The organism is Candidatus Binatus sp., assembly GCF_030646925.1.
Lineage (GTDB): Bacteria > Desulfobacterota > Binatia > Binatales > Binataceae > Binatus.
The window spans coordinates 1-23,690 of record NZ_JAUSKL010000115.1 but is presented as its reverse complement, the minus strand read 5'-3'; the positions used below and the strand labels follow the sequence as shown (position 1 = coordinate 23,690).

Genomic DNA, 23,690 nt, shown 5'->3' with positions numbered 1-23,690 from the left:
CGGCGGGCGGCGAAGAAGCCGTCGCGGTGGAATTCGTCGCGAGCCTCGCGGTAAACGCCGTAGGTCTCCGGGAAACGAATCAGTTCGCGGCGATTGGCCTCAAAGCAGAGGAATGACGGCGCAATCACGTCGTCGCCGGGACTGCTGAACTTCCGGATCGCGGCGGCCAGTTCTGAAATTTCCGCCTTCGGGATAAATCCGAAGCCGTACACGCTGCCGTGCAACCAGTTTTGATTGATCAGCGGAGTCGCCCATGCGAGGCAAACGATTATCAACGATGCGCCGCCGCCCAGCGCGATCCATTCCGAGCGCCGATGCTGCTCCGCCGTGATCAGATGACGAATCGCGTCGATCAGGCGCATCGCGCCGATGCCCGCGACGATCGCGACGAACGGCATCATCTCGAGAAAATTGTGGCCCCAAGCAGTCGGACTCAGGACGCCATAGAAAAGGTACTCCGCGCCGACTATCGCAAGTATCAAAGCTGTGCCGCGGCCGATCGTGCGGCGCGCAGCGATAACGATCAGCCCGAGGAGGAACATCGGCGCGACGAGATCGAAGATCATGCGCGCTTGAAGAGTTCCGCTGCCGACGGCGTCGCGCCCCTTCATGAAATGGAAGATGAACGTCTGAAAGACGAACTCGTTGCCGTAAAGCCAATAGAGCAAGGCGCCGAAAGCCCCGAGTATCAGTGCGAAGATGACGCCCGCCGTGAGCGCGCCGACGATTCGGCGATGCGCTGCTGCGATGAAAACTACAATCACAGCGAGCGGAATCGCGGCTGTTAGCTTGATCGCGCAGGCGATGAAGAACAGCGCTCCGATCGCGGCGCCCTGCTTGATTTCGGAGATTGATTCGTCGAGCGCGATCAGCACGGCCAGCACAAAGATCGGCGCGATGAATGACTCGCGTTCATACATATGGTAGCGAAAGATGAGCGAACTGTAGGTACATATAATTGATGCTGTCACGGCGGTCGGACGATTGACGACGCGCCGCGCGAGCGCATAGATGAGCACGCTTGTGATAAAGATCGCGGTCTCGTTCAGCACCTCGATTGAAAAATGACTCGCACCGAAAAGTCTCAGGTAGCTCCCCGTGATCCATTCGAGCAGCGGCATGTGCGGATGGATAAAATCCAGGTAGGGGCGCATCCCGGCGCTCACGAACCACGCGCTCTCGAGATAGAAATCGTCTTCGATCCAGACCTCGGGATAGAGCATCCGAATAATTCGCGGGACGAGCAGCACGACGAGCATTCCGATGCTGATGTCATAGTCCGCGCGACGGGAGATCGCTTCTGTGGACCGATGACGGCTGGGGCCGCGCCGCGATGAAGTCATCGGGCCGCGACGCTCCGCAGACCGCCGCGATGGCGCGCCAGCATCTTGGCGCAATCGACGCGCTGGTGCTCGCCGCATTGCTCGCGCTCGCACTGCTGCTGATGGTTCGCAGCGGTTCGCGCCGCGGCGTCGAGCTGATGCCGTGGCCGGATGGCCTGGAATACGCCGCTAGCGCGGTGAATATCGATCGCGGGCTCGGTCCGGTGCTGCATTTCGGTAGCTATTCTTATCCGTCCCGATACACCGAAGGCTACCCGCTTATTCTCGCGATCGCGTGGCCGCTGACCGCCAGCGATCCGGCGCGTTTATACTTCGCAACGATTGCGATGGGGCTGCTCGCGATCGCCGCAATCTATGCTTTGACGTTCCGGATGTTCGGGCGCTTGAGCGCGGCGCTGGCGACGTCGATGCTCGCGCTTTCGCCGGTCGTTCTCAGCTACTCGACGCTGGTGCTGAGCGACGTGCCGGCGATGGCGGTCACAATCCTCGCGGGGCTGGCGCTCGCCAGCGCGAGCGATATCGAAAGCCGGCCCGCCGCGCGCGATTCGCTCGCGCAGGCGTGGGCGATGGTCGGCATCCTCGCGGGATTCGCGGCGATGATTCGGCCGACCAACGCCGCGATGCTGGCGGGATTGGTGCTCTGCCTCGCGATGGTCCGGCCGGCTGGCCTGGGACTCAAACTGCGGCATCTGTTCGGCGCGATAGCCGCATTCGCGATCGGCTTCGCGATTTTCCCGCTGTGGCAGATGCACACCAACGTGTCGATCCTCGGGAGCGCATCGGCGAGCGGATACGGGTGGTGGGTGCCCGAAGTTTACGGCTCGATGGGCAAGACGTTCAGCGCGTCGTATCTCTTCGGACCGACGATGCCGCGCAATCCGCACGGCAACGTGATCGTGTACGTGCTCACGCTGCTCGGCCTCGACGGGATGATGGGCGATCGCGGCGACCCGCGCTTTTTTCTCTACCCGTTCGCGGCGGCGGCGTTTGCGGCGATCGGAATCGGCGCGACTATTCGCGACCTGGGCATGCGCACGGCGAAGCGCGTGATGTGGTTCGGACTTGGGTTTCTGGTCGCTCTGCTGGCGGTGTACTCGGTTTATCTTTTCACCGACATCGCATTTCTGCTTCCGGGCGCGTTCGTGCTGTTCGCAACCGCAGGATTTGGAATCGTCGCGGGAAATCGATGGGCGCGCGGCGTGCTGCGCAACCGCGAGCGCGACGGCAGATCGCTCGCGGGCGCGGTGGGAGTGATCGTGCTCGACGTCTTGCTCGCGATCTCGTTGATGTCGGTAATCGCGAGCCGTCTGAATGCGAATCCCACCGATTCGACGATGGCGCCGGCGCTCGAGGCGCTCGACTCGACTGTTCCGCAGAATGCGACGGTGATCAGCAACATCTCGATGCAATTCCTCGAATTGTATTTGCCGGGACGCCAGGTCCTCGGACTCAACACCGCCGATCCGGGCGAGCGCTTCACTGACTATCATCTGCATCGGCTGTTCGAAAAACGCACGGGCGGATGGGATGGCGCGTTGCCGGCGGTGGTTTTCGACGGCGCTGACATCACGAAAACCGCGATGTTTTTGCTCGTCGCTGCGAACCGCGCCAAGACGCCGGTCTTTGTGCTGCTGTGCGCGCCGGAGTCGGAGCAATACGCCGCGATGCTGAAAACTGAACTCGACGAACTGCAAGCCCGGTTTACGATCGAGCCGGTCGAGCAAAACAGCGCTATCGCGCTTTATCGGCTCTCGGCAAAAGGCGGAAACGCGGCCAGGTCACAGCCTAATCGGTGAGACTGGTCGGCGGCGGATCGATCGCCGGCGGCCCGCCGTAGCGGCGGCGGCATATCGAGTACGCCGGCCACACGCATACGCCAAGCACGACGGCGAGGATGAAATCCGGCTTGCCGGCGCCGCTCGAAATCGCGAGTCCGAAGGTGGCGACCCAGGTCATCACGGGGAGCGCGGTGACGAGCGCAAGGCCGGCGACGCCGCCGCCGACCGTGAACAGCCCTTCGCGATTCGGCATCAGGCGACGAAGCCTAATCAGCGCCGCCATCTCGAGCGCCAGCGCCGCCATGTAGAAGAAAACGTCGAGCACGACCAGCGCGACGAAACCCACCGGCACCAGCATCGTGAAGACCACGCAGCACAGCAGGATCGATTTTCCCGGCGTGACCGTCGATGCCCAAATTTCGGTGAGCGATTTCGGCAGGTAGCGCTCGCGCGCGAGCACGTAAGGCATCCGCGACACCCAGAGCATCGCCGCTGCGAACACCGCGAACGACATCACTGCGCCGCCGATCGCGAGCGCACCGCCGAGAATCGTGCCGCCGATTCGATAGCCGACGTGGGAAAACGATCCGGTGCCCCAATCGGCGACGCTGGCCGCGCCGGAAATCGAAATCGCGAGCGGGAGCACGTAACCGGCAACGATGACGGGGAGCGCGATCATGATCGCGCGCAGATAGTTGCGGCGCGGATTCTCGATTTCGCCGGACACCACGCTCAGGTTCTCCCATCCGCTGAAATTCCAGATCACCACGGTCAGGCCTGCGCCAAGCGCGCCCCATGCGTCGGCGCCGAAGAGCGGAATCGCCGGCATCCTGAAATGAATCAGCTCGGGCATCCCGAGTACCACCAGTGCGAAGAACGGCGCGATCAACACGCCCGCGAGCGCGATCGAAGCGAAGCCGACGGGCCGTACTCCGAGAAAATTCATCAGACCAGATAGCCATACCAGCACGATGCCGATTGCGATCTGCGCGAGCGGTCCCAGCGGCACTATGAACGATAGATACCCGGCGAACAGCACCGGATAGATCGCCATGTCCATCGCGGTGTAGAGGATCGTGAGGTAGGCCTCGGCAAAGCCGGCGAACGGACCCATCCCGGCCTTCACCCAGAAATAAAAGCCGCCCTCGACCGGCATCAGCGCGGTGAGTTCCGCGGCCATCAGCGCGGTCGGAATGCTGAGCGTCAATGGCACGATCAGGCAAAGCAGGAGCGTGAGGCGCGGTCCCGCGAGGTGGACCGCATCTTCGAGGCCATAGGCGCCGCCGCTCACGACCAGGTACATCACGCAGACCAGCGGGAGCAGGCCGAGTCGGCGCGCATCGCGGCGCGCGTTCAGAGCAAAATCGAGCGGCGGAGCAGTCGAAGGCAGGTTGTTGGCGATGGGCGGCAATTGAAACTCAAAGCCCGCTGCAAGTGGTACTGTCGGTAGGCCACCATTCTGCTAGCGGAGGCAGTCGTCGATGGCAAGCAGATTAAAATCGAAATCGGCACTCGCGGGATGGTCGCATCTACTCGCAGAAAACATATAATGAGGGTGACGCGCGCGGTTCCGTTTCCTGATGATGCGGACGCTTCGCGTTGACGATCAAAAAGTGTGATGTTAGCAGTTGTCAGGAAGTTTTCCCGGGATTTCCATTTACCGATGAAATTCTCCAGCACAGGCGCGATGGTCGCGTTGGCGGGCGCGTCGCTTGCGTTCCTCGGATGCGCGAGTATGCCGCTCTCGCGGCCCGAGCCGGTCCGCACCGTCAGCGTGGGCAGCGCCAATCCGTTCGGCGATGCGCCGGCGGTCGAAGTGCCGTCCGACGCGCGCGCGATGAGCGCGTTCCTCAAGGCGGAAGTCGCGATGGGCGACGGCGATCGCGAAGAGGCGCTGAAGGACTACGCGGAGGCGGTGCAATACGATCCGGGCAACGCCGCCTTGAAGGTCCGCCTCGCGACGCTGTATGTCCGCGACGGACGCCTGAAGGAAGCGCTGGATTTGGTGAATCAGGCGCTCACGATCACTCCTGATTCCGCCGACGCGCGCCTGCTGGCGGCGGGCATCAGCTCGGCGTTGGGCGACGATAAGACCGCGGAAAAAGACTACAGCGAAGTACTGCGCCTCAATCCCAAGAATCAGGAGGCGTACCTTTATCTCGGCACGCTGTATGCCAAGCGCGGCGATTACGACGCGGCGCAGAAAACATTTCAGAAGCTGATCACGCTCGATCCCAATTCCTTCCTCGGTTACTACTACGCGGGCAAAGTGATGGTGGCCGCGAAGAATTATCCCGAGGCCGAAAAGTATTTTCAGAAAGCGCTCGACCTGAATCCGCAATCGGAGCTGGTGCTGCTCGATTTCGCCTTGCTGCGCGAGCGCCAGGCGCGGCCGAAAGATGCGATCGTTTATTACGACAAGATCAAGCAGGTCAACCCGAACAACGAGCTGGTTCGCAAACGGCTGGCCGAAATTTACGTCGGCGAAAAGAAATACGAGGAAGCGCTTGACGAGCTGAAACGGCTCGAGGAAGTCGAGACCAATCCCGCCGATACCCGCACCAAGATTGGGCTCCTCTATTTCGAGCGCGGCGACTTCGACGAGGCCGCCACCGAATTCAACCTGGTGCTCGGCTCCGAGCCGAACAACTATCGCGTTCACTATTATCTCGGCACCGTTTACACCGAGCTTAACGAGAACGCCAAGGCGATCGAGGAATTCTCGAAGATTCCCGCCGAGAGCGATCACTACGTCGAATCGCGCTTGCAACTCGCCTACTTGTACGACAAGGACAACAAGTACGACGCCGCGATTGCCGCGCTGAAGGAGGCGCTGACCAAGAAGCCCGACAACACCGAAATCATGGGCTTCATGGTGGGCGTTTATCAGGAAAAGAAGGAATACCCGACCGCGATCGATCTCGGGCGCAAGATGGTCAGGGTCGATCCCAAGAGCGATAAGTTTCATTTCACGCTCGGCGCGTTGCTCGATCAGAACAAGCAGCAATCGGACGCCGTGGTCGAAATGAAAAAGGCAATTGAGCTGAACCCGTCGAACGCGCAGGCGCTCAACTACCTCGGCTACACCTACGCGGAACAAGGCACCAATCTCGACGAGGCTGAAAAGCTGATTCGGCGCGCGCTCGTGATCGAGCCGGAGGACGGCTTCTACGTCGATAGCCTCGGCTGGGTGTACTATCAAAGAGGCGACTACAAGAAAGCCGTCGAAGAGTTGGAGCGCGCAGTCAATCTAACCGGCAACGACCCGACGATCACCGAGCACCTTGGCGACGCATACAGCAAGATGGGCAAGTCCAAAGAAGCCACCCATCAGTATGCCGACGCGCTCAAGAAAGCGCAGGAGACTGAGCAAGTGTCGCGGCTCAAGGATAAGCTCCAGGTCCTGCAGAATGCCGCCAGCGCCGGCCATTGAGCGCCCGGCAATTCGGATACGCGGCATCAGGATCCTCGCGGCGCTGCTGATGGCCTCGGTGCTGCCGCTTTCAGCCTGTTTATACTTCACCTACCCCGCGGGCCCGGAACCTGAATCGCCAATTGTCGGCTTCGATGCGCAAAAGTTCCAGGTCGAAAAGCTGACCGCCGCGCTTACTCAGCGCGAGAAATCGCTCGATACGATGCAGACGCAAGCGATCATGGAATACACCGGTAGCGATCAGAAAACGGTGAAGGCCAAGGAACAGCTCGTCGTGAAGCGGCCGGATAATCTGCGCGTCGAGGCGATGTCGCCATTCGGCGTCGCACTATTGCTCGCGGCGCAGGGCCCGGACCTCGCGATCTACGAGCCGGGTGAAAATCGCTTCATGCGCGGCGCCGCGAACGCCGAGACGCTTTACCGCTTTGCGCGAATCCCGATGGATCCAGCCGACGCCGTCGGCCTCCTGATGGGGCTGGCGCCGCGCGAATTCGGCATTTCCAAAACTGCCGATTCGGTGTCGAATGAAAATGGAATGACGCTGGCGGCTTACGGCAACTCCACAACCGGCGTTAGGCAACTCGGCTTCAGCGGCGGCAACCTCGCGATGGTGCGCGATACCGAGAGTGGCGGCCAGGTGCGCTACGAAGTACGGTACAGCGACTATCACGATATCGGCGGCGTGATGTTTCCGTACGTCGTCGATGCGGACTTTCCGTCGGCGCGGAGCCATCTGAGGCTGCGCTACCTCCGCCCGATCGTCAATGGCAGCGTGCCCGAATCCGCGTTCGTCCTGACGCCGGTTCCGGGCGCCACTCTGATGAACCTCAGCATGGACCCGTCCTTGCCGGCCGAAAACGAGAGCTGAACTTATCGATGAGACGCCGCCCGGGACTTACTTCTACGATCGCGCTCGTCGCCGCAATGTCGATCGCCGGATGCCGCGTCAATCGCCCGGCAGCCGATCACTCGAAGCAGCAAATTCTCTACCGAGCGACCGGCAGCGATCCGCGCACCTTCAATCCGATTTTGATCACCGATGCGACGTCCGGGACGCTCACCGGCGAACTTCTCGAAAGCCTGATCCGCGTCAATCCGGTCACGCTGCTGCCGGAGGCGGGGCTCGCAGAAAAATGGGAAATAGCACCCGACAATAAGACGATCACGTTTCATCTGCGCCACGACGCGAAATGGTTCGACGGCCAGCCCGTTACCTCGCACGACGTACTGTTTACGATGAACGTGATCTACGATCCCAAGGTCCCCAACAGTATCCGGCCGAGCGTTCTCGTCGATCACAAGCCGATCGTTTCGGAGACGCCCGACGACTACACGATCGTGATGCACCTGCCGAAACCATTCGCGCCGCTGCTCTATTCAATCGGAATTCCGGTGATTCCCGCGCACATCCTCGAGCCGGTGTGGAAGGCGGGCAACTTCAACCGCTCATGGGGAATCGATACGCCGCCCGGCAAGCTCGTCGGCAACGGCCCGTTCCGCATGACGCGCTACGTGCAAAGCCAGGTCGTGCAATACGAGCGCAACAACGATTACTGGATGAAGGACGAGCAACGCGGACAACTGCCGCGCCTCCACGGACAGGCGTACAGCGTCGTGCAGGATCAGAACGCCGCGTATCTGCGCTACCTGTCGGGGCAAATCGACGTGTACGGGCCGCGCGCCGAGGAGGTGCTCGATCTCAGGCAAAAGGCCGAGCGCAAGGAACTCGATATCGCGGTCCAGGAAATCGGGGTCGATACCGGCACGATGTTCTTCACCTTCAATCGCAATCCGCGCCACTACGTCAAAAATGGCGTGACCAATCCCAAGCTCAACTGGTTCACCGATCTCAAGTTCGTCACCGCGATGGCGCACCTGGTCGACAAGAAATCGATCATCAGCCTCGTGTATCACGGGCTCGCGGTGCCGGCCGTCGCGGACATCTCGCCCGAGAACAAAATTTTTCACAATCCCGAACTGAAGGACTACGACTACGATCCGAAACTCGCCGCCGATTTGCTTGAAGCGGCAGGCTATCATCTGAGCAAGCCGGGCGTGCGCACCGATCCCAAGGGCAATCGCCTCGAGTTCGATCTCACCACCAACACCGGCGTGCCCGAGCGCGATCAGATGTGCGCGATCTTCAAGCAGGACCTCGAAAAGCTCGGCATCAAGATCAATTATCGTCCGCTCGAGTTCACCACTTTGGTGGATAAGATCGATTCGTCGTTCGACTGGGACTGCCTGCTGATGGGATTTACCGGCACGATCGAGCCCAATGACGGCTCGAATTTCTATCGATCGTCGGGCAATCTTCATCTGTGGAATCCCAATCAGCCGACGCCCGCGACAGTGTGGGAAGCGGAAATCGACACGCTGCTGGACCAGGGCGCATCCGAGATGGATACCGCGAAGCGCCCGCCGTACTACTGGAAAATCCAGCAGATCCTGCACGACCAGTTGCCGATAATCGAGACCGTGCGGCAAAAGCGCTTCGCGTCATGGAAGAACTCGCTCGAAAATTATCAGCCGAAAGTCTGGGGCCTCTACAAACCCGAGTGGATTCAGTTCAAGCCCGATTGAACTTTCCGCCGCCGGCGCACGTCGAACTATCAGGCTCTTCCAGTCCGCGACCATGACCCAATTCCTGCTGCGCCGCCTGCTCAACATGATCCCGCTGATTCTCGGGATCACGTTCATCTCATTTCTCGCGATGTCGCTGGTGCCCGGCGACTTCCTCTCCAACCTCAAGATGAATCCGACGATCACGCCCGAGGTGATCAAGCAATTGCAGGCGCAGTTCGGCCTCGATCAGCCACTGATTGTGCGCTACGCGAAGTGGCTGTGGGGCGTGCTCCATCTGAACTTTGGAATTTCGCTTAGCTACCGGGTCAGCGTCACCAGTCTTATCGAATCGCGCGCGTTCAACACGATCATCTTGTCGGCGTCGAGTATGCTGTTCTCGTGGGCGATCGCGATTCCAATCGGGATCATCGTCGCGGTGAATCAAAATTCGATCTGGGATCGCGTGCTTTCGTTCCTCGCATTCTTCGGGATGTCGGTGCCGAGTTTTTTTCTCGCGTTTCTGATGATGTACTTCGCGCTCAAGACCGGATGGTTCCCGATCGGCGGCACTTTCTCGGTCGATTACGCGACGCTCGATCCGATGAGCAAAATCGCCGATCGCATCAACCATCTGATTCTACCGGTGTTCGTGCTCGGCATTTCCGGCACTGCGGGCCTGATGCGTTTGATGCGTTCGCAGATTCTCGAAATCAAAAATTCCGAATTTGTCCGCACCGCGCGCGCCAAAGGACTTTCCGAGCGCGTCGTGATTTACAAGCACGTGCTCCGCAACGCGCTCAATCCGTTCATCACGATGGCGGGCTACTCGCTGGGCGATCTGCTCGGCGGCGCCGCGCTGGTCGAAGCGGTGATGAATCTGCAGGGACTTGGATTGCTCTTGCTCGACGCGGTTCGCTCGCTCGATATTTACCTGGTAATGGGCTCAGTGCTGATGGGCACGGTGCTGCTGCTGGTCGGCAATCTGCTGGCGGATATCGCGCTGGTGGCAGTCGATCCGCGCGTCGATTTTTCGTCGGTGGCGGCCGAATGAGCGATGAAAACGTCATCGCGATGCGCCTGCAGGGCGCGGCAATCCCGACGGTGCGCGCGTCGGGCGTCGCGCGCGAATGGCGCGTCGCGTCGCGCACCGTGCGATTCTCAGCGATCTGCCTCGTGTTCTTTTACTTGCTCGCCGCGGCGTCGCCGTTTTTCGCTCCGTACGATCCGACCGCGCAGAATCGCTCGATGCCTGATTGCCCGCCGATGCGCGTGCATCTTAGCGCGCCGTCAGAATGGTCGCGCGGCCTGCTGTGGACGCATCCGATGAGCATGAAAGATCCCGTCGAGCGCAAATATGCCGAAGATGAATCGCGCCGGCTATATATCCACTTCTTCAGCGGCGGGCATCTCTTCACCACCGATTCGGAAACCGAGCCGTACTTCATGCTCGGCAGCGACGGCCTCGGGCGCGATCTCTATTCGCGAATCGTGTACGGCGCGCGCGTCAGCATGTGCGTCGGCCTGCTTGGCGTGCTGATCAGCTTTTCGCTGGGAATCTCGATCGGCGCGCTGTCGGGCTATGTCGGCGGCATCGTCGATAACCTGATCATGCGATGGTCCGAGATCGAGATGTCGCTGCCGTCGTTCTACTTTCTGCTCGCGCTCGCGGCCGTGATTCCGTCAGGCCTCAGCACGGTCACGACGTTTTTCCTGATCGTCGCGATCATGAGCTTCATCAGTTGGGCCGGCTTCGCCCGCATCATCCGCGGGATGGCGTCGTCGGTGCGCTCGCGCCCTTACGTAGAGGCAGCGCGCGCGCTCGGCGCTTCGCGCTGGCGGATCATAACGCGCCATATCGTCCCGTCGGTGCTCGGCTATGCGATCGTCGCCGCGACGCTGTCTGTTCCCGGCTTCATCCTCGGCGAGAGCGCGTTGTCGCTGCTCGGCCTTGGAATCCAGGAGCCGGCGGCGAGCTGGGGAAATCTGCTGGCGCAGGCGCAGGACGTGCAGAATCTCGCGCGCTATCCGTGGATTCTGATTCCCGGCATTTTCATTTTTCTCGCCGTGATGTCGTTCAATTTTCTCGGCGACCATCTGCGCGATCGCCTCGATCCCGCAACCTCCGGCTAGTTCCTTTTCTGTGGTCGTGTAGAAGGCTGCGGCGAGCCGATGCTATTCTGACAGTTCAACGTGCAACCTCTGCTGGAAGTGAAATCGCTGCGGACCTCGTTCTTTACCGAGGCGGGCGAAGTTCGCGCCGTCGATGGCGTGAGCTTTTCGGTCGCGCCGGGCAAGCTGATGGGCGTGGTAGGCGAGTCGGGCTCGGGCAAGACTGCGAGCGTGCTCTCGATCATGCGGCTCCTCCCCGAATCCGCGCGAATAGTCGGCGGCGAGATCGTCTTCAACGGCCGCGATCTGCTGAAACTCAGCGAGCCCGAGATGCGGCATATCCGCGGCGCGCAAATCGCGATGATTTTCCAGGAGCCGATGACCTCGCTCAACCCGGTCTTCACGATCGGCAGCCAGATCGGCGAGGCGATTCGCTTGCATCAGCGCACCTCGCGCGCGGAAACGCGCAACCGCACCATCGAGGCGCTCCGGATGGTCGGAATCGCGGATCCGGAACGCCGGGTCAATGACTATCCGCATCAGTTGTCCGGCGGGATGCGCCAGCGGGTGATGATCGCGATGGCGCTGTCGTGCAATCCCAAAGTGTTGATCGCCGATGAACCGACCACCGCGCTCGACGTCACGATCCAGGCGCAGATTCTCGATTTGATTCGCGAGTTGCAGTCGCGCCTCGGTCTCGCCGTGATCCTCGTGACGCACGATCTCGGAATCGTCGCCGAGTATGCCGACGACGTGACCATCCTCTACGCGGCGCGCGTGATGGAGCAGGCGTCGAGCGTCGAGTTGTTCAAAAATCCGCTGAATCCGTACACGCGCGGACTCCTCGAATCGATTCCCGGAATTGACGGGACGCGACATCATCGCCTGCAGGCGATTCCCGGATCGATTCCGAGCGCGATGTATCCGCCCGCGGGATGCAGGTTTCATCCGCGATGCCCGCGCGCGATTCCGAATTGTGCCGAAGTCGATCCGCCGCTCGAAGCGAAGGTCCCCGATCACTATGTCGCCTGCATCCGCGTCTGATTCTTCATCGATCGTCGTCAACGCCGCGGCGACGGGCGCGCCGCTGGTGCGCATCCAGAATCTCAGCAAGGAATTCCCGGCCGGCTCGACCGCGGTGTTCGGCGGCAAGCGCCTTTCAGTGAAAGCGGTCAGCAACGTCAGTCTCGAAATTTTTGCGGGCGAGACGCTCGGCCTGGTCGGAGAATCGGGATCGGGCAAATCGACGCTGGGCCGCCTGATTCTGAAACTGCTCGATCCGACCGAAGGCGCCGTGCACTTCGACGGCCGCGATCTATCGACGATCGGCCGCTCCGATCTGCGCGCGCTCAGGCGCGAGATGCAACTCGTATTTCAGGATCCATACGCGTCGCTGAATCCGCGGATGCGCGTGCGATCGATCGTCGGCGAAGGACTGGAAATCCACAAACTCGCGCGCGGCAAGCAGAAGGAGGAGCGCATCGTCGAGTTGCTGCAGATGGTCGGGATGGGCGCGGACTCGATGGATCGATATCCGCACGAATTTTCCGGCGGCCAGCGCCAGCGAATCGGAATCGCGCGCGCGCTCGCGGTCAATCCGCGCTTCCTGGTGCTCGACGAACCGGTCTCCGCGCTCGACGTTTCGATTCAGGCGCAGATCATCAACCTGCTGCAGGACCTGCAGGAGAGGCTGAAACTGACGTACCTGTTTATCGCGCACGATTTGCGCGTGGTCGAGCACATCAGCAATCGGGTCGCGATCATGTACCTCGGCAAGATTGTCGAGCTTGCCTCGCGCGACGAAATTTATCTAAACCCGCGGCATCCTTATACGCGCGCGCTGCTGTCGGCGATCCCCACGATCGACGCGGCGAAAAAGCCCGAGCGAATCAAGCTGCCGGGCGAAGTGCCGAGCCCGCTTAATCCGCCGTCGGGATGCGCCTTCCATCCTCGATGCCCGTATGCGAAAGATGTTTGTATAACCCATGAGCCACTATTGGAGAGCGGCCGGAGCGGTCACGCGGTCGCGTGTCACGTTTTCCCCGCACCTTGATCACCAATGGCGACAGAACTGAATCAACATGAGCAATGGCGGCGCGAAGGACGCCCGGGCGCGAACGCGGACAACTCGGCGTACTCGAAGCTGATACCGAACGACCCCGGGACCGCGTGGGCGGAAGAGCCAACCCGCGTGGCGGTCGGCCGCAACGTAAATGTATCGGGCAAATTGATTTTCGATGGACCGATGCGAATCGAGGGCCGCTTCAAGGGCGAAGTTCGCTCGGCCGAGCTGCTGGTAATCGCGGAAGACGCGACGGTCGAGGGCAAAATCTGCGCGCCGCGGCTGCTGGTGATGGGCGAATTGCGCGGCGATATCACCGGATGCGAGCGGCTGGTGCTCGGGCCCAGAGCCAAGATGTTCGGCAATATAGAAGCTCGCAACCTCACGATTCGCGAGGGCGCCTACCTCGAGGGCGAAGTCAGGATGACCGGCTTCGGTGCGGCGCCGGCCGGGGCGCGCACGATCTCAAAGTAGCAGCGGTGCGATCAGATCGCGTCGAGACGGGCGGCCTTACCGGACAGATTGCGCAGGTAGTAGAGACGCGCGCGCCGCACGCGATTGCGGGTCAGCACCTGCAACTTTTCGATTCGCGGCGAATGCATCGGAAAGATTCGCTCGACGCCGACGCCGTACGATACTTTTCTGACGGTAAACGTCGCGCGATTCCCGCCGCGATTGATCTTGATCACGATGCCTTCGAAGGACTGGATGCGTTCCTTTTCGCCCTCGACGACCTTGACGTGAACGCGCAGGCCGTCGCCGACGCGGAATACAGGCAGGTCGCTGCGCAGGCCCCGCTCTTCGAGCTTCTGGATAACGGTATTCATGGGAAGACAGACCTCGGGTCGAGCCCCTAAACTTACAGAATTGGCCCGCCCGACTCAACAGCCGATAGGCATTTGGTACTGGCTGAATTAAGACACTGAAGCCGGGAAATTAAGACACCATCGCCTTATTCTGTCGCATAGACCGTGCGTGCCAACTGGAGTATATAGTCTGCTCCAAATGTCGTAAGGTGGGGGACCGTGCGGAAATGACTGTCGGAGTGGGTGCCATCTGTGAGGACGGCAAGAGCGTTATCGTGGCCGCAGATCGGATGCTTACGTTCGGCGCGCCAATGAATCTTCAGACAGAACCGCCTGACTTAAAAAAATAACAAAGATGCTCGCGGCTGAATGCGTAGCCGTTTTTTCTGGCTCTGGCCCCGACGGGGAGGAAGTCATCGCTAATGCTCGACAGCGATTGGGGAATTCAACTCGCCAGAAAATATCGCACATCGCTGATATGGTGAAGCTCGGATATTGCGATCTGAAGAAAAAGAGAGCGGAAGAAAATATTCTCAAACCTCTTCTGGGCGCTGGCTTCACCGAATTTCAGACTCTCTGCGGACAATCGTCGTCGTCACAGATTTTGCAACAAGTCCTCGGACTGGTGATGCGGTTGAGGCCGTCATGTCCACGTTCACCGACATGATTGGTCCGGCGCTCGATGTCCCGAAAAGGCGCTCCCACCTCTTCCACATCGAGCGTGGGCGGGCTAAGCTGTCTAGCTAGCCTGAACCCCTCGGAAGTAGTCATGAGACATTGCGCCTATTGCAAGAAGCATCCGTCCGTCGGCAACAACGTCAGCCACGCCAACAACAAGACCAAGCGGCGATGGAATCCCAACCTGCAGGAAGTGCGTGCGGATATCGGCGGCAACGTGCGCCGGATCCTGGTCTGCACGCGATGCATCCGGAGTGGCAAAGTCAAAAAGAGCGCCTGAGCGATCGCTTCGATCGATTCACGCCGCGCCGATTCCCACGACGCGGCGCTTTTCTCGAATCACATCAGAGCAGAGCGGCGAGCTTTTCCGGCGGCCGCGCGATGACCGCGCGCTTGCCGCGAATCACGATCGGCCGCTGCATCAACTCCGGATGCTTCAGCAGTAAATCGATCACCGTTTTCTTGTCGGTGTAGTCGTCCGGATTCAGCCCCAGTTCCTTGAACCGCTTGTCCTTGCGAACCAGCTCGGACGCTGGCTCCTCGAGCATCGAGGCGATCCGCTCGAGCGCGTCGCGGGTCGGCGGATGCTTCAGATATTCGACCGTGTCGAACTCGACACCTCGCTCGCTGAGCAGTTCCAGCGCGCCGCGTGAGTTCCCTCAGCCGGGGTTGTGATAAAGCGTCACTCGCTCCATTCGGGTTTTCCTCGATCGTGATTTTCGATCAGCATAGGCGCAGCGCGGCGGCGCATCAACCCGGTTAAACAATCTTGCGCGCAGTCTTTTACGGCGCCGCGCGGGATGATTACAATCGTTCGGCGCTCAGTTGACCCGATGGGAGATATCGTGACGAATTCGAAATCGCGGCCCGGCAAAATCACTCTCTCGGCGATGTTCACGTCGCTCGCACTCGCCTTCGGCGTCATCATAAGCGCGCATTTCGCCGGCGCAGCCAACGTCAGTGGCACGATGACCTATACCAACGGCTCGCCGGCGACGCATCGGCAACTGCACTACGAAAATCGCGCGACCAGCGACATGTACGTCGCGCCGACCACGCCCGACGGATCGTTCACCGCGGACATCCCGCCCGGCATCTACGATCTGCGCGCCGAGCGCGGCGTCATCCTCAAGAAGAAAATCCGCGTCAATGACGAAGACTTGAATATCGGGCGAATCGTCGAACCGGCGCCGCTCGACGTACGCCGCCTCTTCGAGCACGAAAGCGTCGCGGAGGCGATCGTCGTGAGTCCGGCGCCCTCGACCGCGAACCTGACGGGGCGGCCGATGCAGGCGATGCGCTATGGCCATGAAGCGGTCGCGGGCATCAGCGCGCCGAGCACGCCTGTGCCGGAATCGACCCCGCTCGGCGAGTCCACGCCAGCGGCGGTCCCTTCGCCGAGCGCGCGCAAATAGGAATCGCACTTACGACGGAGGCGATCACATGTTTCGGCTCGATGGAAAAAACGCAGTCGTGACTGGCGCGGGATCGGGCATCGGGCATGCGATCGCGACGACGTTCGCCCAAAGCGGCGCGCGCGTTTTTCTGCTCGAACGCGATCTCGACTCGGCGGAAGCCGCCGCAAGGAAAATCCGCGCCGCCGATGGAACCGCATCCGCGATCGAATGCGACGTCGCGTTAGCGGCGTCGATAGATTCCGCGTTTGCGCAGGTCGATCGCGAGGCCGCGAAACTCGATATCGTGGTCTGCAACGCGGGTATCGCGCACGTCGGCACGGTCGAGAACACTAGCGAGGCCGACTTCGATCGCATCTACGCGGTCAACGTAAAGGGCGTCTATCTGACCGCGCAGGCGGGCGTGCGGCGGATGCTCAAAACCGGCGGCGGCGCGATCCTCAACCTCGCCTCGATCGCCTCGCTGATCGGGCTTACCGATCGCTTCGCGTACTCGATGAGCAAGGGCGCGGTGCTCTCGATGACGCGCTCGATCGCGGTGGATTACGTGAAGCAGGGCATCCGATGCAACTGCATGTGCCCCGCGCGGGTGCATACTCCGTTCGTGGACGGCTACCTGCGCGCGACGTATCCGGGCCGCGAAGCCGAGATGTTCAAGCAGCTTTCCGAATATCAACCGATCGGTAGGATGGGCACGCCTGAAGAAGTCGCCGCGCTCGCGCTCTATCTCTGCTCCGACGAGGCGTCGTTCATCACCGGCCAGGCGTATCCGATCGACGGCGGCGTGCTCGTATTCTGATCGCGCCGCGGCAGTACCGCGATGAAACAATATGGCCGCACCATCAATCTCAAGAACGATCCGGAGATCATCGAGCGCTACGTCGAGTATCATCGCACGATTTGGCCCGAGGTCGAGCGCGGCCTCAAATCGATCGGCATCCTGCGGATGCTCATCTGGAAGCTCGATCGCCAACTCTTCATGTTCATGGAAACCAGCGACGAGTTCGACGCCGCGCGCGATTGGCCGCGCTACGAGGCGAGTCATCCGCGCATCAAGGAGTGGCAGGCGTTGATGGCGTCATTCCAGGAGCCGGCGCCGAACGCGAAGCCGGGCGAATGGTGGGCCGAGATGGAGCAGGTCTTCGATCTTTGAGGTGCGCTATTTCCGCCATTCGGCGCCACCCGGAAATTCGAACGCATCGAGCGACGCGGGCTTCATCTCGATACTGAAGCCCGGCGCCGTCGGCGGCATGTAGCGCCCGTTTCGCACGACTACTGGATTCTTGAAATGCTCGTGCAGATGATCGGCGAACTCGGTCATCCGATTTTCGAGTTTGCCGCTCACGCAAATGTAGTCGATCAGCGACGTATGCTGCGCGTATTCGCAAAGCCCGATTCCGCCCGCATGCGGACATACCGGCACCTCGAACTTCGCCGCCAGCAGCAACACCGCGAGCACCTCGTTGAGTCCGCCGAGCCGGCAGTTGTCGAACTGGCAGAAATCGATCGCTTGGGCCTGCATCAGTTGCTTGAACATCACGCGATTCGCCGCATGCTCTCCCGTCGCCACACCGACCGGCCGAATCGCGCGGCGAATCGCCGCGTGGCCGAGGATATCGTCGGGACTGGTCGGCTCCTCGATCCAGAGCGGATTGAACTTCGCGAGCGGCCGCATGAATTCGATTGCTTCGCCGACGTCCCACGCCTGGTTCGCGTCCATCATCATTATGTTGTCGGGCCCGATTTCCTCGCGCACGAGCGCCGCGCGATGCACGTTGGCATCCGAATCGCGGCCGACCTTGATCTTGAACGCGCGCCATCCGTCGGCCAGCGCCTCGCGGCAGAGTCGGCGCACCTTGTCGTCCGGATAGCCCATCCATCCGGCCGAGGTGATGTAAGCCGGGTAGCCCTCCTTGCGCATTTGAGCTTCGCGTTCGGCACGCGTCGAAAAATTTCGCCGCAGGATTTCGAGCGCGTCGGCGCGCGTGAGCGCATCGGTGATGTAGCGGAAGTCGATGCATGAAACTATTTGCTCGGGCGTCATATCCGCCACCAGCTTCCACACCGGCTTGCGCTCGGCCTTCGCATACAAATCCCACACCGCGTTGACGATCGCCGCAGTCGCAAGATGAAGCGCGCCCTTCTCCGGACCGATCCATCGAAGCTGGCTCTCATGCGTGAGGCGCTGCCAGAACGCGCCCATGTCACCGGTGATCGATTCGAGCGTCGCGCCGACCACCAGATGCTGCAGCGCGCGCACGGCGGCGACGCACACCTCGTTGCCGCGGCCGAGAGTAAACGTCATGCCGTGGCCTTCGAGTCCGTCGCCCGCGTCGGTGCTGAGCACGACGTAAGTCGCCGAATAGTCCGGGTCGGTGTGCACCGCGTCGGAGCCGGCCAGCGTTCTTGAAGTGGGGGTGCGAATATCGCGAACCGAGAGTCCGGAAATTTTGCGCGGCATCGGTAGCTACCTCAGCGCCGGATGGTAGCATCGCTCCGCCCGCGGCGGCGACAGAAATCCACGCGCAATCCGCGACGGCGCACACGAATCAATTCGATGCAGCGCGATCCGATAAAACTATGAGGCGGAATTTGCGTATAACAGTTCGGCGCTATTTCCGCGCCTTTGTTTTTGCGCTGCGATTCGGCTATCGTGCTTTCGATGAGATCGATCGAGCGGATCGAGTGCGATCACGAGTACTCCGAAATCGTGATCCACGTCGATATGTCGTGGGGCCAGAAGGTCCGCGTGCTTCGATGCGAGTACTGCGGCGACACCCGGCTGCCTGCGGGCTTCGGCGCGCTACCTCATCCGGTGCGCCAACTCCTGGGCCTGCCCGCGCCGCAACCCGCGACGCCGCGCGCTCCGCGAATCGACGACCCGTCCGCGATCGAGCTAGCCTGGGATCGGCTCACCGAACAGCATCGCGAGTTGGTGGATGCCGCGCTCAGCGCTCGCGTCCAGTATGCGGCGGCATCTCCAGCCATGCGAAGCCTTCAAGTTAGTTGAGAATTGTGAGGACCCTGAAATTATCAGGTCATCTCGGACAGGCCAGCGCCGCGGCCAGCAATCCGAGAAATCGGTTCCCTCCTGACTGTCTTGCTGGCCGACGCGTTGGCGTTGGCCTTCAACTTTACGTGGTGCGGCCTGACCGCCAGCTTCCCCGGACTGCCATTCGGCGTAGGAGTGGCGGTCCTCGTCCGGGTAGTTGTGCGAGTCGCGGTCCTTGTGGGAGTGACGGTCGTGGTTACGGTCGCGGTGGGCGTAGCCGAAGCTGTGGGCGTCCGAGTCGGAGTGGCGGTGGCCGTCGGCGTCGCCGGAGGTAGGGTGAAGATCAGGCCAACGGCTCGGTCCAACTCTCCATCAACCCGCGGCACAAAATTGTCGATGAATGCCCCGGTGGTGCCGTTGTAGCGGTTAACGCCGCTGCCCTCACCTGCCACGTAGAGGTTGCCGTCCGGACCGAATACCAGGAGATTTGGATTAACCAAACCACCCCCGGAGGCGAAGACATCGATGAATGCCCCCGTCGTTCCATTGTAGCGGAGCACCTGGTTCGTGAAAAAACTGGTGACGTAGAGGTTGGCATCAGGGCCAAAAGTCTCGGCGGCGGCAAGCAGGAGGCCGCCACCCGAGGCAAACACGTCGATGAATGCTCCCGTCGTGCCGTTGTAGCGCAGCACTGAGTCCGCATCTCCACTGGCCACATAGAAGTTGCCATCAGGCCCGAATAGCAGCCCTGTGCCACCACCACGAAGACCGCCGCTGTGGGGCGTGACGAAGGTGTCGATGAAGGCGCCGGTGAGTCCATTGAAGCGTAGTACGTTTGCACTACCAGCAGTCACGTAGAGGTTCTGGTCCGGGCCGAACGTCAAGCCATGTGCAGTGATCAATCCGCCTGTTCCATTTGGAACAAAGGTATCGATGAATGTACCTGTCTGTCCGTTGAACCGTGTGACGTTGCCGCTTACTTCACCTGCTACGTAGAGATTGCGATCTGGGCCAAAAGCGAGTTGAACGGGTCCCCCAACTCAGCGTTCTCGGCGAAAGTGCCGAGGAACGCTCCGGTGCTTGAGTCGTAGCGCAAGATTTTCCCGCTGTTATAGTCTCCGACCAGTAAGGCAATCGTAGGAGTCGCGGTCGGTAACGCAGCGGCAAGTGTAAGTCCGGTCGGATTAGTTAGAGCGCTGCCCGCGCCAAGATCACCTATGAATGCGCCGGTCGCTCCGTCATAACGTGAGACCCTATGACTATTTTGGCCGGTGACATTCAGATTGTGGTCGGTTCCGAATATCAAATAGGTCGGAGTAACCAGTCCCCCAAGTTGAAACGGCACAAAATCATCGATATAGGCGCCGGTGGTGCCGTTGTAGCGCTCGACCAGATCCGCGTGAAACCTGCACGCGTAGAGGTTCCCGTCCGCTCCGAAAGCCAAGCCGCCCACCGCTGAATCGTGATCCGGGTTACCCGAGTTGAAGACATCGATAAACGCACCCGTGATGCCATTGAAGCGCAGAATATTCTGGCCATGAGAGGGGTTGAACATCCCGGCGTAGATGTTGCCGTCCGGGCCGAAGTTGAAGCTAAGAAATCCGATGAGGCCGCCGTTGGAGACGAAGGTGTCGATAAAAGCTTCCGTCGTTCCATCGTAACGGCGAATGCTAGAGGCGAAGCGATCGCTGACATAGAGCTTGCCGTCCGGTCCAAATAGCACCTGGTCAGGATTGCCGAGTCCCCCACTGCCGGCAGCTATGAAGTCATCTATGAAAGCGCCAGTTCTGCCGTCGTAGCGCTTGACGCTCGAGCTCGACCAACTGGCGACGTACACGTTGTTGTCGGGACCGGTCGTCAAGCCCTCCGCGGAGTGCAATCCGCCGCTGCTAGCAGGAATGAACGTCCCCAGGAAGGCGCCGGCAGCCGCGTCGAAAGCGAGCACGCTGTCATTCGCGCTATCCACGACCAGCAACTTCGTGCCGGTCGAAGTGACCACGGGATCGGTGCGGGCCTCGAGCAGTACACCAAAGGTCAGGAACAGGCACCCGAGCAGCAAGGTATAGCGGTTGATCATCTGCCTCTCATTGCGCAACGTTCGCGCTCAGTCGAAGCCTCCCCCCGGTACGAGTTATTTTAGACGCCCACTGACCTTGCGCAGGGTGCAGCGAGTCAAGATCGATTAACTTGCTAGGACTTCTGTTGAAGGTGCTCGCAAGCGGGCTGAAGCGCGCGGGCGCGCTCGACCTTCGCGATCCGCGCCGAGTCACGACGGCGATCGCGATCACGCTATTCGTGGTGCTGCTGGTACCGTTCGGACGGCTGATCTCGGAGTTGGCGCCGGCCTGGCCACGCCCCGATTCCGCTGGCGCGATGAACGGTCTCGTCGTCATCGCCGTCGCGATGCTCGCAGCCGTGCCGATGGTCGGGATCGGTTTGCCGGCACAGTTCTTATCGATCGAAGTTGTCCAGAATTTTTTTTCCTGGATGCTGGCCGCGGGCGTCCTGATGACGCTTTGGCTCGCGCTGCGTCGTTCGATCGATTGGCCGACGCTCTTTCAAGGGATGCCCGCGACCCTGTTCGCCGCCGCGCTCGCCTCCGTCGTCATCTACGTCGTCTGGCAGCCGATAAGCGCGACGCTTCACAATCTCGCTCTGACGCCGGAACGGTTGATTGGCGCAATCTTTTCGATGACGCTCGCGCTGCCGTTCTTCATCGCATTCGAGCTGCTCGTGCGCCGCGGCACCGTTCTGACTTCCACCTCATCGCCATTGCGGGACGGTTGATCGTGCTGGGCATCGCACGGCAGCTCGCGGACCGCGGCTTGATGCCGCCGGCGATCTCACCGCCGGGACTTTCACTCGGCGCGATCTTCGTGATGCTGGAAATTTTTGCCGCGTCGGTTTATAGCGCCTCGGCCAACCTCGCACTGATCGCGCTGGTCGAATCAGCCTGGCTTGCGTGGATCTTCGCGTCGTGGATGCCGATCAAGATCTTCATCTGAGAACGGGCGGTAAGGCTGATCAAATGTCGAACCGCTCCCAAGGTCCTTAGCGCAGGATCACGTTGCTGCGTGCCCCGGACCCCAGCGTTGATTCCATCGCGGGAGGACTTCCGGATTGCGTACGTAAAGTGGCGGCTCGCCCGCCATGATTCGTTCGACACTATCGAGTGACGCCTTAGGCAGCGCGTCGATCACCTCGGCCGTGTGGCCCACCAGATGCGGCGTAAGGATCGCGTCGCGGTTCGGCAGTTGTCGCAGGATGCTGCCCGGCGGCGGTGGCTCGATATCGAATACGTCGCTCGCGATGCGGCGGACATGCTTCTTGCGCACAAGTTCGTAGAGCGCCGCCTCGTCCGCGATCTTGCCGCGCGCCGTGTTGACGAAAATCGCGCCCGGCTTGAGCATCGCCAGCCGTTCCGCGTTGAGCATCCCGCGCGTCTCATCGTTCAGCGGACATAGCACGCTCACGACGTCACTGGTCCTAAGCAGATGCTCGAGCTCGACGCGCTCGACGTGCGCGGGCAGCGGCGATCGCAGGCGCGGCGCGTAGGTCTGAATCCTGACGTTCCAACCTTCGAGCCGCCGCACGATCGCACGCGCGATCTGGCCGAATCCGATCAGGCCGAATAGCTTGCCTTTCGCCATTTGCGCCCGCACCGGCATCGGATGCGGCTGGTCCTTGCGCAGAACTTCCTCCGACCCATGCAGATCGTACAGGCATGCGAGCATCAGCATCACCGTCGCCTCCGCCATGCTCTCCGAGTTTTCCGGAATTTGGCCGTTGCCGACGATTATACCGAGATCCGTGGCGGCCGCCTCGTCGATTCCGTCGGTGCCGGTGACCGGCGACATCACGGCGCGCAGCCGCGGCATCTGCGCCATCACGTCCCGCTTGATCGAAACTCCCAGCGCAAACAGGATGTCCGCCGTCTCCAACGCCCGCCTGTCGCTCAGGAACTGATCGAAGCTCGGATAGCGCATGACTTTGTGTCCACGCTCCAACAAGCCGGTCTGGACGGGGTTGTAAAGGATGTCATTGCGGGCTGGATCGACTATAAGAACCTGACCACTCATTTAAATAACTCCGCTCCGCGCACCAGATCTGAATGCCTTAAGACATCTTAGGTGGATGGCAATCTCACCCGCTTCCAATACTGCCATCGACAATTTGCCATTGCACTTCGCGAGGTCCGTCGCGTCGATGCTTTGCGATTGATCGAAGTCACGATTTCGCCCCTTGTTCGCGCCTCAAACGAAGGCACCCTCAGTCCCCAGTATCGTTTTACGATATTCGCGATGCTTGTTGGTCGCAATGTACTTTCGATTTGCCGACACTCAAGCGGCCACAAGCCATGGTCGGCAGTCTTGTTTGATTCCATAGCCCCCTGATAGATTCTGGATGGTGCGCATCAATTCCATCGGATGAACTAGCGATCGGGTCTCCGTACTAGCTTTGCCCCACGCCATGACGGCTGCCGCAACCAATAAGACACTCCGCTTCTCG

The 23,690-nt window shown here is 60.8% G+C and carries 25 protein-coding genes; 17 read left to right on the top strand and 8 right to left on the bottom strand.

Features of this window, described 5'->3' with window-relative positions:
• Positions 1–1,343: glycosyltransferase family 39 protein (locus tag Q7S58_RS20005; protein ID WP_304830257.1), on the bottom strand; the 1,343-nt coding region annotated here is incomplete at its 3' end.
• Here Q7S58_RS20005 and Q7S58_RS20000 point away from each other — a divergent pair.
• On the top strand, positions 1,334–3,139 hold the full coding sequence (locus Q7S58_RS20000) for a glycosyltransferase family 39 protein (protein ID WP_304830255.1): 1,806 nt from the start codon (positions 1,334–1,336) through the stop codon (positions 3,137–3,139). The genes Q7S58_RS20005 and Q7S58_RS20000 overlap by 10 nt on opposite strands.
• On the opposite strand, the gene Q7S58_RS19995 is transcribed toward Q7S58_RS20000, so the two are convergent.
• Entirely contained in the window at positions 3,129–4,532 is a 1,404-nt protein-coding gene (locus tag Q7S58_RS19995; RefSeq protein WP_304830253.1) for an APC family permease, read from the bottom strand. The genes Q7S58_RS20000 and Q7S58_RS19995 overlap by 11 nt on opposite strands.
• A gap of 252 nt (positions 4,533–4,784) precedes the next feature.
• Here Q7S58_RS19995 and Q7S58_RS19990 point away from each other — a divergent pair, with 252 nt between their 5' ends.
• From Q7S58_RS19990 to Q7S58_RS19955, 8 genes are all read left to right on the top strand, one after another.
• Positions 4,785–6,554: a tetratricopeptide repeat protein gene (locus Q7S58_RS19990; RefSeq protein ID WP_304830250.1), complete on the top strand. Its 1,770-nt coding sequence runs from the start codon at positions 4,785–4,787 to the stop codon at positions 6,552–6,554.
• Complete coding sequence (locus tag Q7S58_RS19985; protein WP_304830248.1) at positions 6,532–7,422, top strand: DUF4292 domain-containing protein; 891 nt, start codon at positions 6,532–6,534, stop codon at positions 7,420–7,422. The genes Q7S58_RS19990 and Q7S58_RS19985 overlap by 23 nt, the downstream gene beginning before the upstream one ends.
• Before the next feature lie 8 nt (positions 7,423–7,430).
• Positions 7,431–9,137: an ABC transporter substrate-binding protein gene (locus Q7S58_RS19980; protein WP_304830246.1), complete on the top strand. Its 1,707-nt coding sequence runs from the start codon at positions 7,431–7,433 to the stop codon at positions 9,135–9,137.
• A 52-nt stretch (positions 9,138–9,189) separates the two neighbouring features.
• Positions 9,190–10,170, top strand: coding sequence for an ABC transporter permease (locus Q7S58_RS19975; RefSeq protein WP_304830244.1), 981 nt, complete (start codon positions 9,190–9,192; stop codon positions 10,168–10,170).
• Entirely contained in the window at positions 10,167–11,249 is a 1,083-nt protein-coding gene (locus tag Q7S58_RS19970) for an ABC transporter permease (protein ID WP_304830242.1), read from the top strand. The genes Q7S58_RS19975 and Q7S58_RS19970 overlap by 4 nt, the downstream gene beginning before the upstream one ends.
• A 78-nt stretch (positions 11,250–11,327) precedes the next feature.
• Positions 11,328–12,272, top strand: a complete 945-nt coding sequence (locus Q7S58_RS19965; protein ID WP_304830240.1) for an ABC transporter ATP-binding protein — start codon at positions 11,328–11,330, stop codon at positions 12,270–12,272.
• Complete coding sequence (locus Q7S58_RS19960; protein WP_304830238.1) at positions 12,250–13,281, top strand: ABC transporter ATP-binding protein; 1,032 nt, start codon at positions 12,250–12,252, stop codon at positions 13,279–13,281. Before Q7S58_RS19965 ends, Q7S58_RS19960 begins: the two co-directional genes overlap by 23 nt.
• 6 nt (positions 13,282–13,287) lie before the next feature.
• Positions 13,288–13,764 carry a polymer-forming cytoskeletal protein gene (locus Q7S58_RS19955; RefSeq protein ID WP_304830236.1) on the top strand — a complete coding sequence of 159 codons (477 nt, stop codon included), beginning with the start codon at positions 13,288–13,290 and terminating at the stop codon, positions 13,762–13,764.
• A gap of 11 nt (positions 13,765–13,775) precedes the next feature.
• On the opposite strand, the gene rplS is transcribed toward Q7S58_RS19955, so the two are convergent.
• Positions 13,776–14,117, bottom strand: coding sequence for a 50S ribosomal protein L19 (rplS, locus tag Q7S58_RS19950; RefSeq protein WP_304830234.1), 342 nt, complete (start codon positions 14,115–14,117; stop codon positions 13,776–13,778).
• Between the two features lie 334 nt (positions 14,118–14,451).
• Between rplS and Q7S58_RS19945 the strand changes: the two genes are divergently transcribed.
• Entirely contained in the window at positions 14,452–14,763 is a 312-nt protein-coding gene (locus Q7S58_RS19945; RefSeq protein ID WP_304830232.1) for a hypothetical protein, read from the top strand.
• Between the two features lie 102 nt (positions 14,764–14,865).
• Positions 14,866–15,054: a 50S ribosomal protein L28 gene (gene rpmB / locus Q7S58_RS19940; protein WP_304830230.1), complete on the top strand. Its 189-nt coding sequence runs from the start codon at positions 14,866–14,868 to the stop codon at positions 15,052–15,054.
• A 64-nt stretch (positions 15,055–15,118) separates the two neighbouring features.
• On the opposite strand, the gene Q7S58_RS19935 is transcribed toward rpmB, so the two are convergent.
• A complete protein-coding gene (locus Q7S58_RS19935; RefSeq protein WP_370655560.1) occupies positions 15,119–15,331 on the bottom strand; it encodes an ArsC/Spx/MgsR family protein in 213 nt (70 codons plus the stop codon).
• 288 nt (positions 15,332–15,619) lie between these two features.
• On the opposite strand from Q7S58_RS19935, the gene Q7S58_RS19930 reads away from it, so the two are divergent.
• The 3 genes from Q7S58_RS19930 to Q7S58_RS19920 are packed head-to-tail and all read left to right on the top strand — an operon-like array spanning position 15,620 to position 17,342.
• Positions 15,620–16,189 carry a hypothetical protein gene (locus Q7S58_RS19930; RefSeq protein ID WP_304830225.1) on the top strand — a complete coding sequence of 190 codons (570 nt, stop codon included), beginning with the start codon at positions 15,620–15,622 and terminating at the stop codon, positions 16,187–16,189.
• A gap of 28 nt (positions 16,190–16,217) precedes the next feature.
• Positions 16,218–16,988 carry an SDR family NAD(P)-dependent oxidoreductase gene (locus Q7S58_RS19925; RefSeq protein WP_304830223.1) on the top strand — a complete coding sequence of 257 codons (771 nt, stop codon included), beginning with the start codon at positions 16,218–16,220 and terminating at the stop codon, positions 16,986–16,988.
• Positions 16,989–17,009: 21 nt separating this feature from the next.
• A complete protein-coding gene (locus Q7S58_RS19920) occupies positions 17,010–17,342 on the top strand; it encodes an L-rhamnose mutarotase (RefSeq protein WP_304830221.1) in 333 nt (110 codons plus the stop codon).
• 6 nt (positions 17,343–17,348) lie between these two features.
• On the opposite strand, the gene Q7S58_RS19915 is transcribed toward Q7S58_RS19920, so the two are convergent.
• Positions 17,349–18,650, bottom strand: coding sequence for an L-fuconate dehydratase (locus tag Q7S58_RS19915; protein WP_304830219.1), 1,302 nt, complete (start codon positions 18,648–18,650; stop codon positions 17,349–17,351).
• 201 nt (positions 18,651–18,851) lie between these two features.
• On the opposite strand from Q7S58_RS19915, the gene Q7S58_RS19910 reads away from it, so the two are divergent.
• On the top strand, positions 18,852–19,199 hold the full coding sequence (locus Q7S58_RS19910; RefSeq protein WP_304830217.1) for a hypothetical protein: 348 nt from the start codon (positions 18,852–18,854) through the stop codon (positions 19,197–19,199).
• Between the two features lie 23 nt (positions 19,200–19,222).
• On the opposite strand, the gene Q7S58_RS19905 is transcribed toward Q7S58_RS19910, so the two are convergent.
• Positions 19,223–20,083 (bottom strand): hypothetical protein, encoded by an 861-nt coding sequence (locus Q7S58_RS19905; RefSeq protein WP_304830215.1) that lies wholly within the window; start codon positions 20,081–20,083, stop codon positions 19,223–19,225.
• 86 nt (positions 20,084–20,169) lie between these two features.
• The gene (locus Q7S58_RS19900) at positions 20,170–21,258 is read right to left on the bottom strand and encodes a hypothetical protein (protein WP_304830213.1); all 1,089 of its coding nucleotides are present in this window, start codon (positions 21,256–21,258) and stop codon (positions 20,170–20,172) included.
• Positions 21,259–21,389: 131 nt separating this feature from the next.
• On the opposite strand from Q7S58_RS19900, the gene Q7S58_RS19895 reads away from it, so the two are divergent.
• Together Q7S58_RS19895 and Q7S58_RS19890 are read left to right on the top strand one after the other, a co-directional pair.
• Positions 21,390–21,968 carry a hypothetical protein gene (locus Q7S58_RS19895; RefSeq protein WP_304830211.1) on the top strand — a complete coding sequence of 193 codons (579 nt, stop codon included), beginning with the start codon at positions 21,390–21,392 and terminating at the stop codon, positions 21,966–21,968.
• A gap of 41 nt (positions 21,969–22,009) precedes the next feature.
• Positions 22,010–22,186 carry a hypothetical protein gene (locus Q7S58_RS19890; protein ID WP_304830209.1) on the top strand — a complete coding sequence of 59 codons (177 nt, stop codon included), beginning with the start codon at positions 22,010–22,012 and terminating at the stop codon, positions 22,184–22,186.
• A gap of 57 nt (positions 22,187–22,243) precedes the next feature.
• Here Q7S58_RS19890 and Q7S58_RS19885 read toward each other — a convergent pair whose 3' ends face one another.
• Positions 22,244–23,260, bottom strand: a complete 1,017-nt coding sequence (locus tag Q7S58_RS19885; RefSeq protein WP_304830207.1) for an NAD(P)-dependent oxidoreductase — start codon at positions 23,258–23,260, stop codon at positions 22,244–22,246.
• Positions 23,261–23,690 lie beyond the last annotated feature (430 nt).

Bases quoted from the DNA above. Each gene is read 5' to 3' on its own strand.
- Q7S58_RS20000 (WP_304830255.1), top strand. From the start codon at position 1,334: ATGAAGTCATCGGGCCGCGACGCTCCGCAGACCGCCGCGATGGCGCGC.
- Q7S58_RS19990 (WP_304830250.1), top strand. From the start codon at position 4,785: ATGAAATTCTCCAGCACAGGCGCGATGGTCGCGTTGGCGGGCGCGTCG.
- Q7S58_RS19975 (WP_304830244.1), top strand. From the start codon at position 9,190: ATGACCCAATTCCTGCTGCGCCGCCTGCTCAACATGATCCCGCTGATT.
- Q7S58_RS19970 (WP_304830242.1), top strand. From the start codon at position 10,167: ATGAGCGATGAAAACGTCATCGCGATGCGCCTGCAGGGCGCGGCAATC.
- Q7S58_RS19955 (WP_304830236.1), top strand. From the start codon at position 13,288: ATGGCGACAGAACTGAATCAACATGAGCAATGGCGGCGCGAAGGACGC.
- Q7S58_RS19910 (WP_304830217.1), top strand. From the start codon at position 18,852: ATGAGATCGATCGAGCGGATCGAGTGCGATCACGAGTACTCCGAAATC.
- Q7S58_RS19890 (WP_304830209.1), top strand. From the start codon at position 22,010: ATGCCGCCGGCGATCTCACCGCCGGGACTTTCACTCGGCGCGATCTTC.
- Q7S58_RS19980 (WP_304830246.1), top strand. From the start codon at position 7,431: ATGAGACGCCGCCCGGGACTTACTTCTACGATCGCGCTCGTCGCCGCA.
- Q7S58_RS19985 (WP_304830248.1), top strand. From the start codon at position 6,532: ATGCCGCCAGCGCCGGCCATTGAGCGCCCGGCAATTCGGATACGCGGC.
- rplS (WP_304830234.1), bottom strand. From the start codon at position 14,117: ATGAATACCGTTATCCAGAAGCTCGAAGAGCGGGGCCTGCGCAGCGAC.
- Q7S58_RS19885 (WP_304830207.1), bottom strand. From the start codon at position 23,260: ATGAGTGGTCAGGTTCTTATAGTCGATCCAGCCCGCAATGACATCCTT.
- Q7S58_RS19960 (WP_304830238.1), top strand. From the start codon at position 12,250: ATGTCGCCTGCATCCGCGTCTGATTCTTCATCGATCGTCGTCAACGCC.
- Q7S58_RS19915 (WP_304830219.1), bottom strand. From the start codon at position 18,650: ATGCCGCGCAAAATTTCCGGACTCTCGGTTCGCGATATTCGCACCCCC.
- rpmB (WP_304830230.1), top strand. From the start codon at position 14,866: ATGAGACATTGCGCCTATTGCAAGAAGCATCCGTCCGTCGGCAACAAC.
- Q7S58_RS19920 (WP_304830221.1), top strand. From the start codon at position 17,010: ATGAAACAATATGGCCGCACCATCAATCTCAAGAACGATCCGGAGATC.
- Q7S58_RS19900 (WP_304830213.1), bottom strand. From the start codon at position 21,258: ATGATCAACCGCTATACCTTGCTGCTCGGGTGCCTGTTCCTGACCTTT.
- Q7S58_RS19945 (WP_304830232.1), top strand. From the start codon at position 14,452: ATGCTCGCGGCTGAATGCGTAGCCGTTTTTTCTGGCTCTGGCCCCGAC.
- Q7S58_RS19925 (WP_304830223.1), top strand. From the start codon at position 16,218: ATGTTTCGGCTCGATGGAAAAAACGCAGTCGTGACTGGCGCGGGATCG.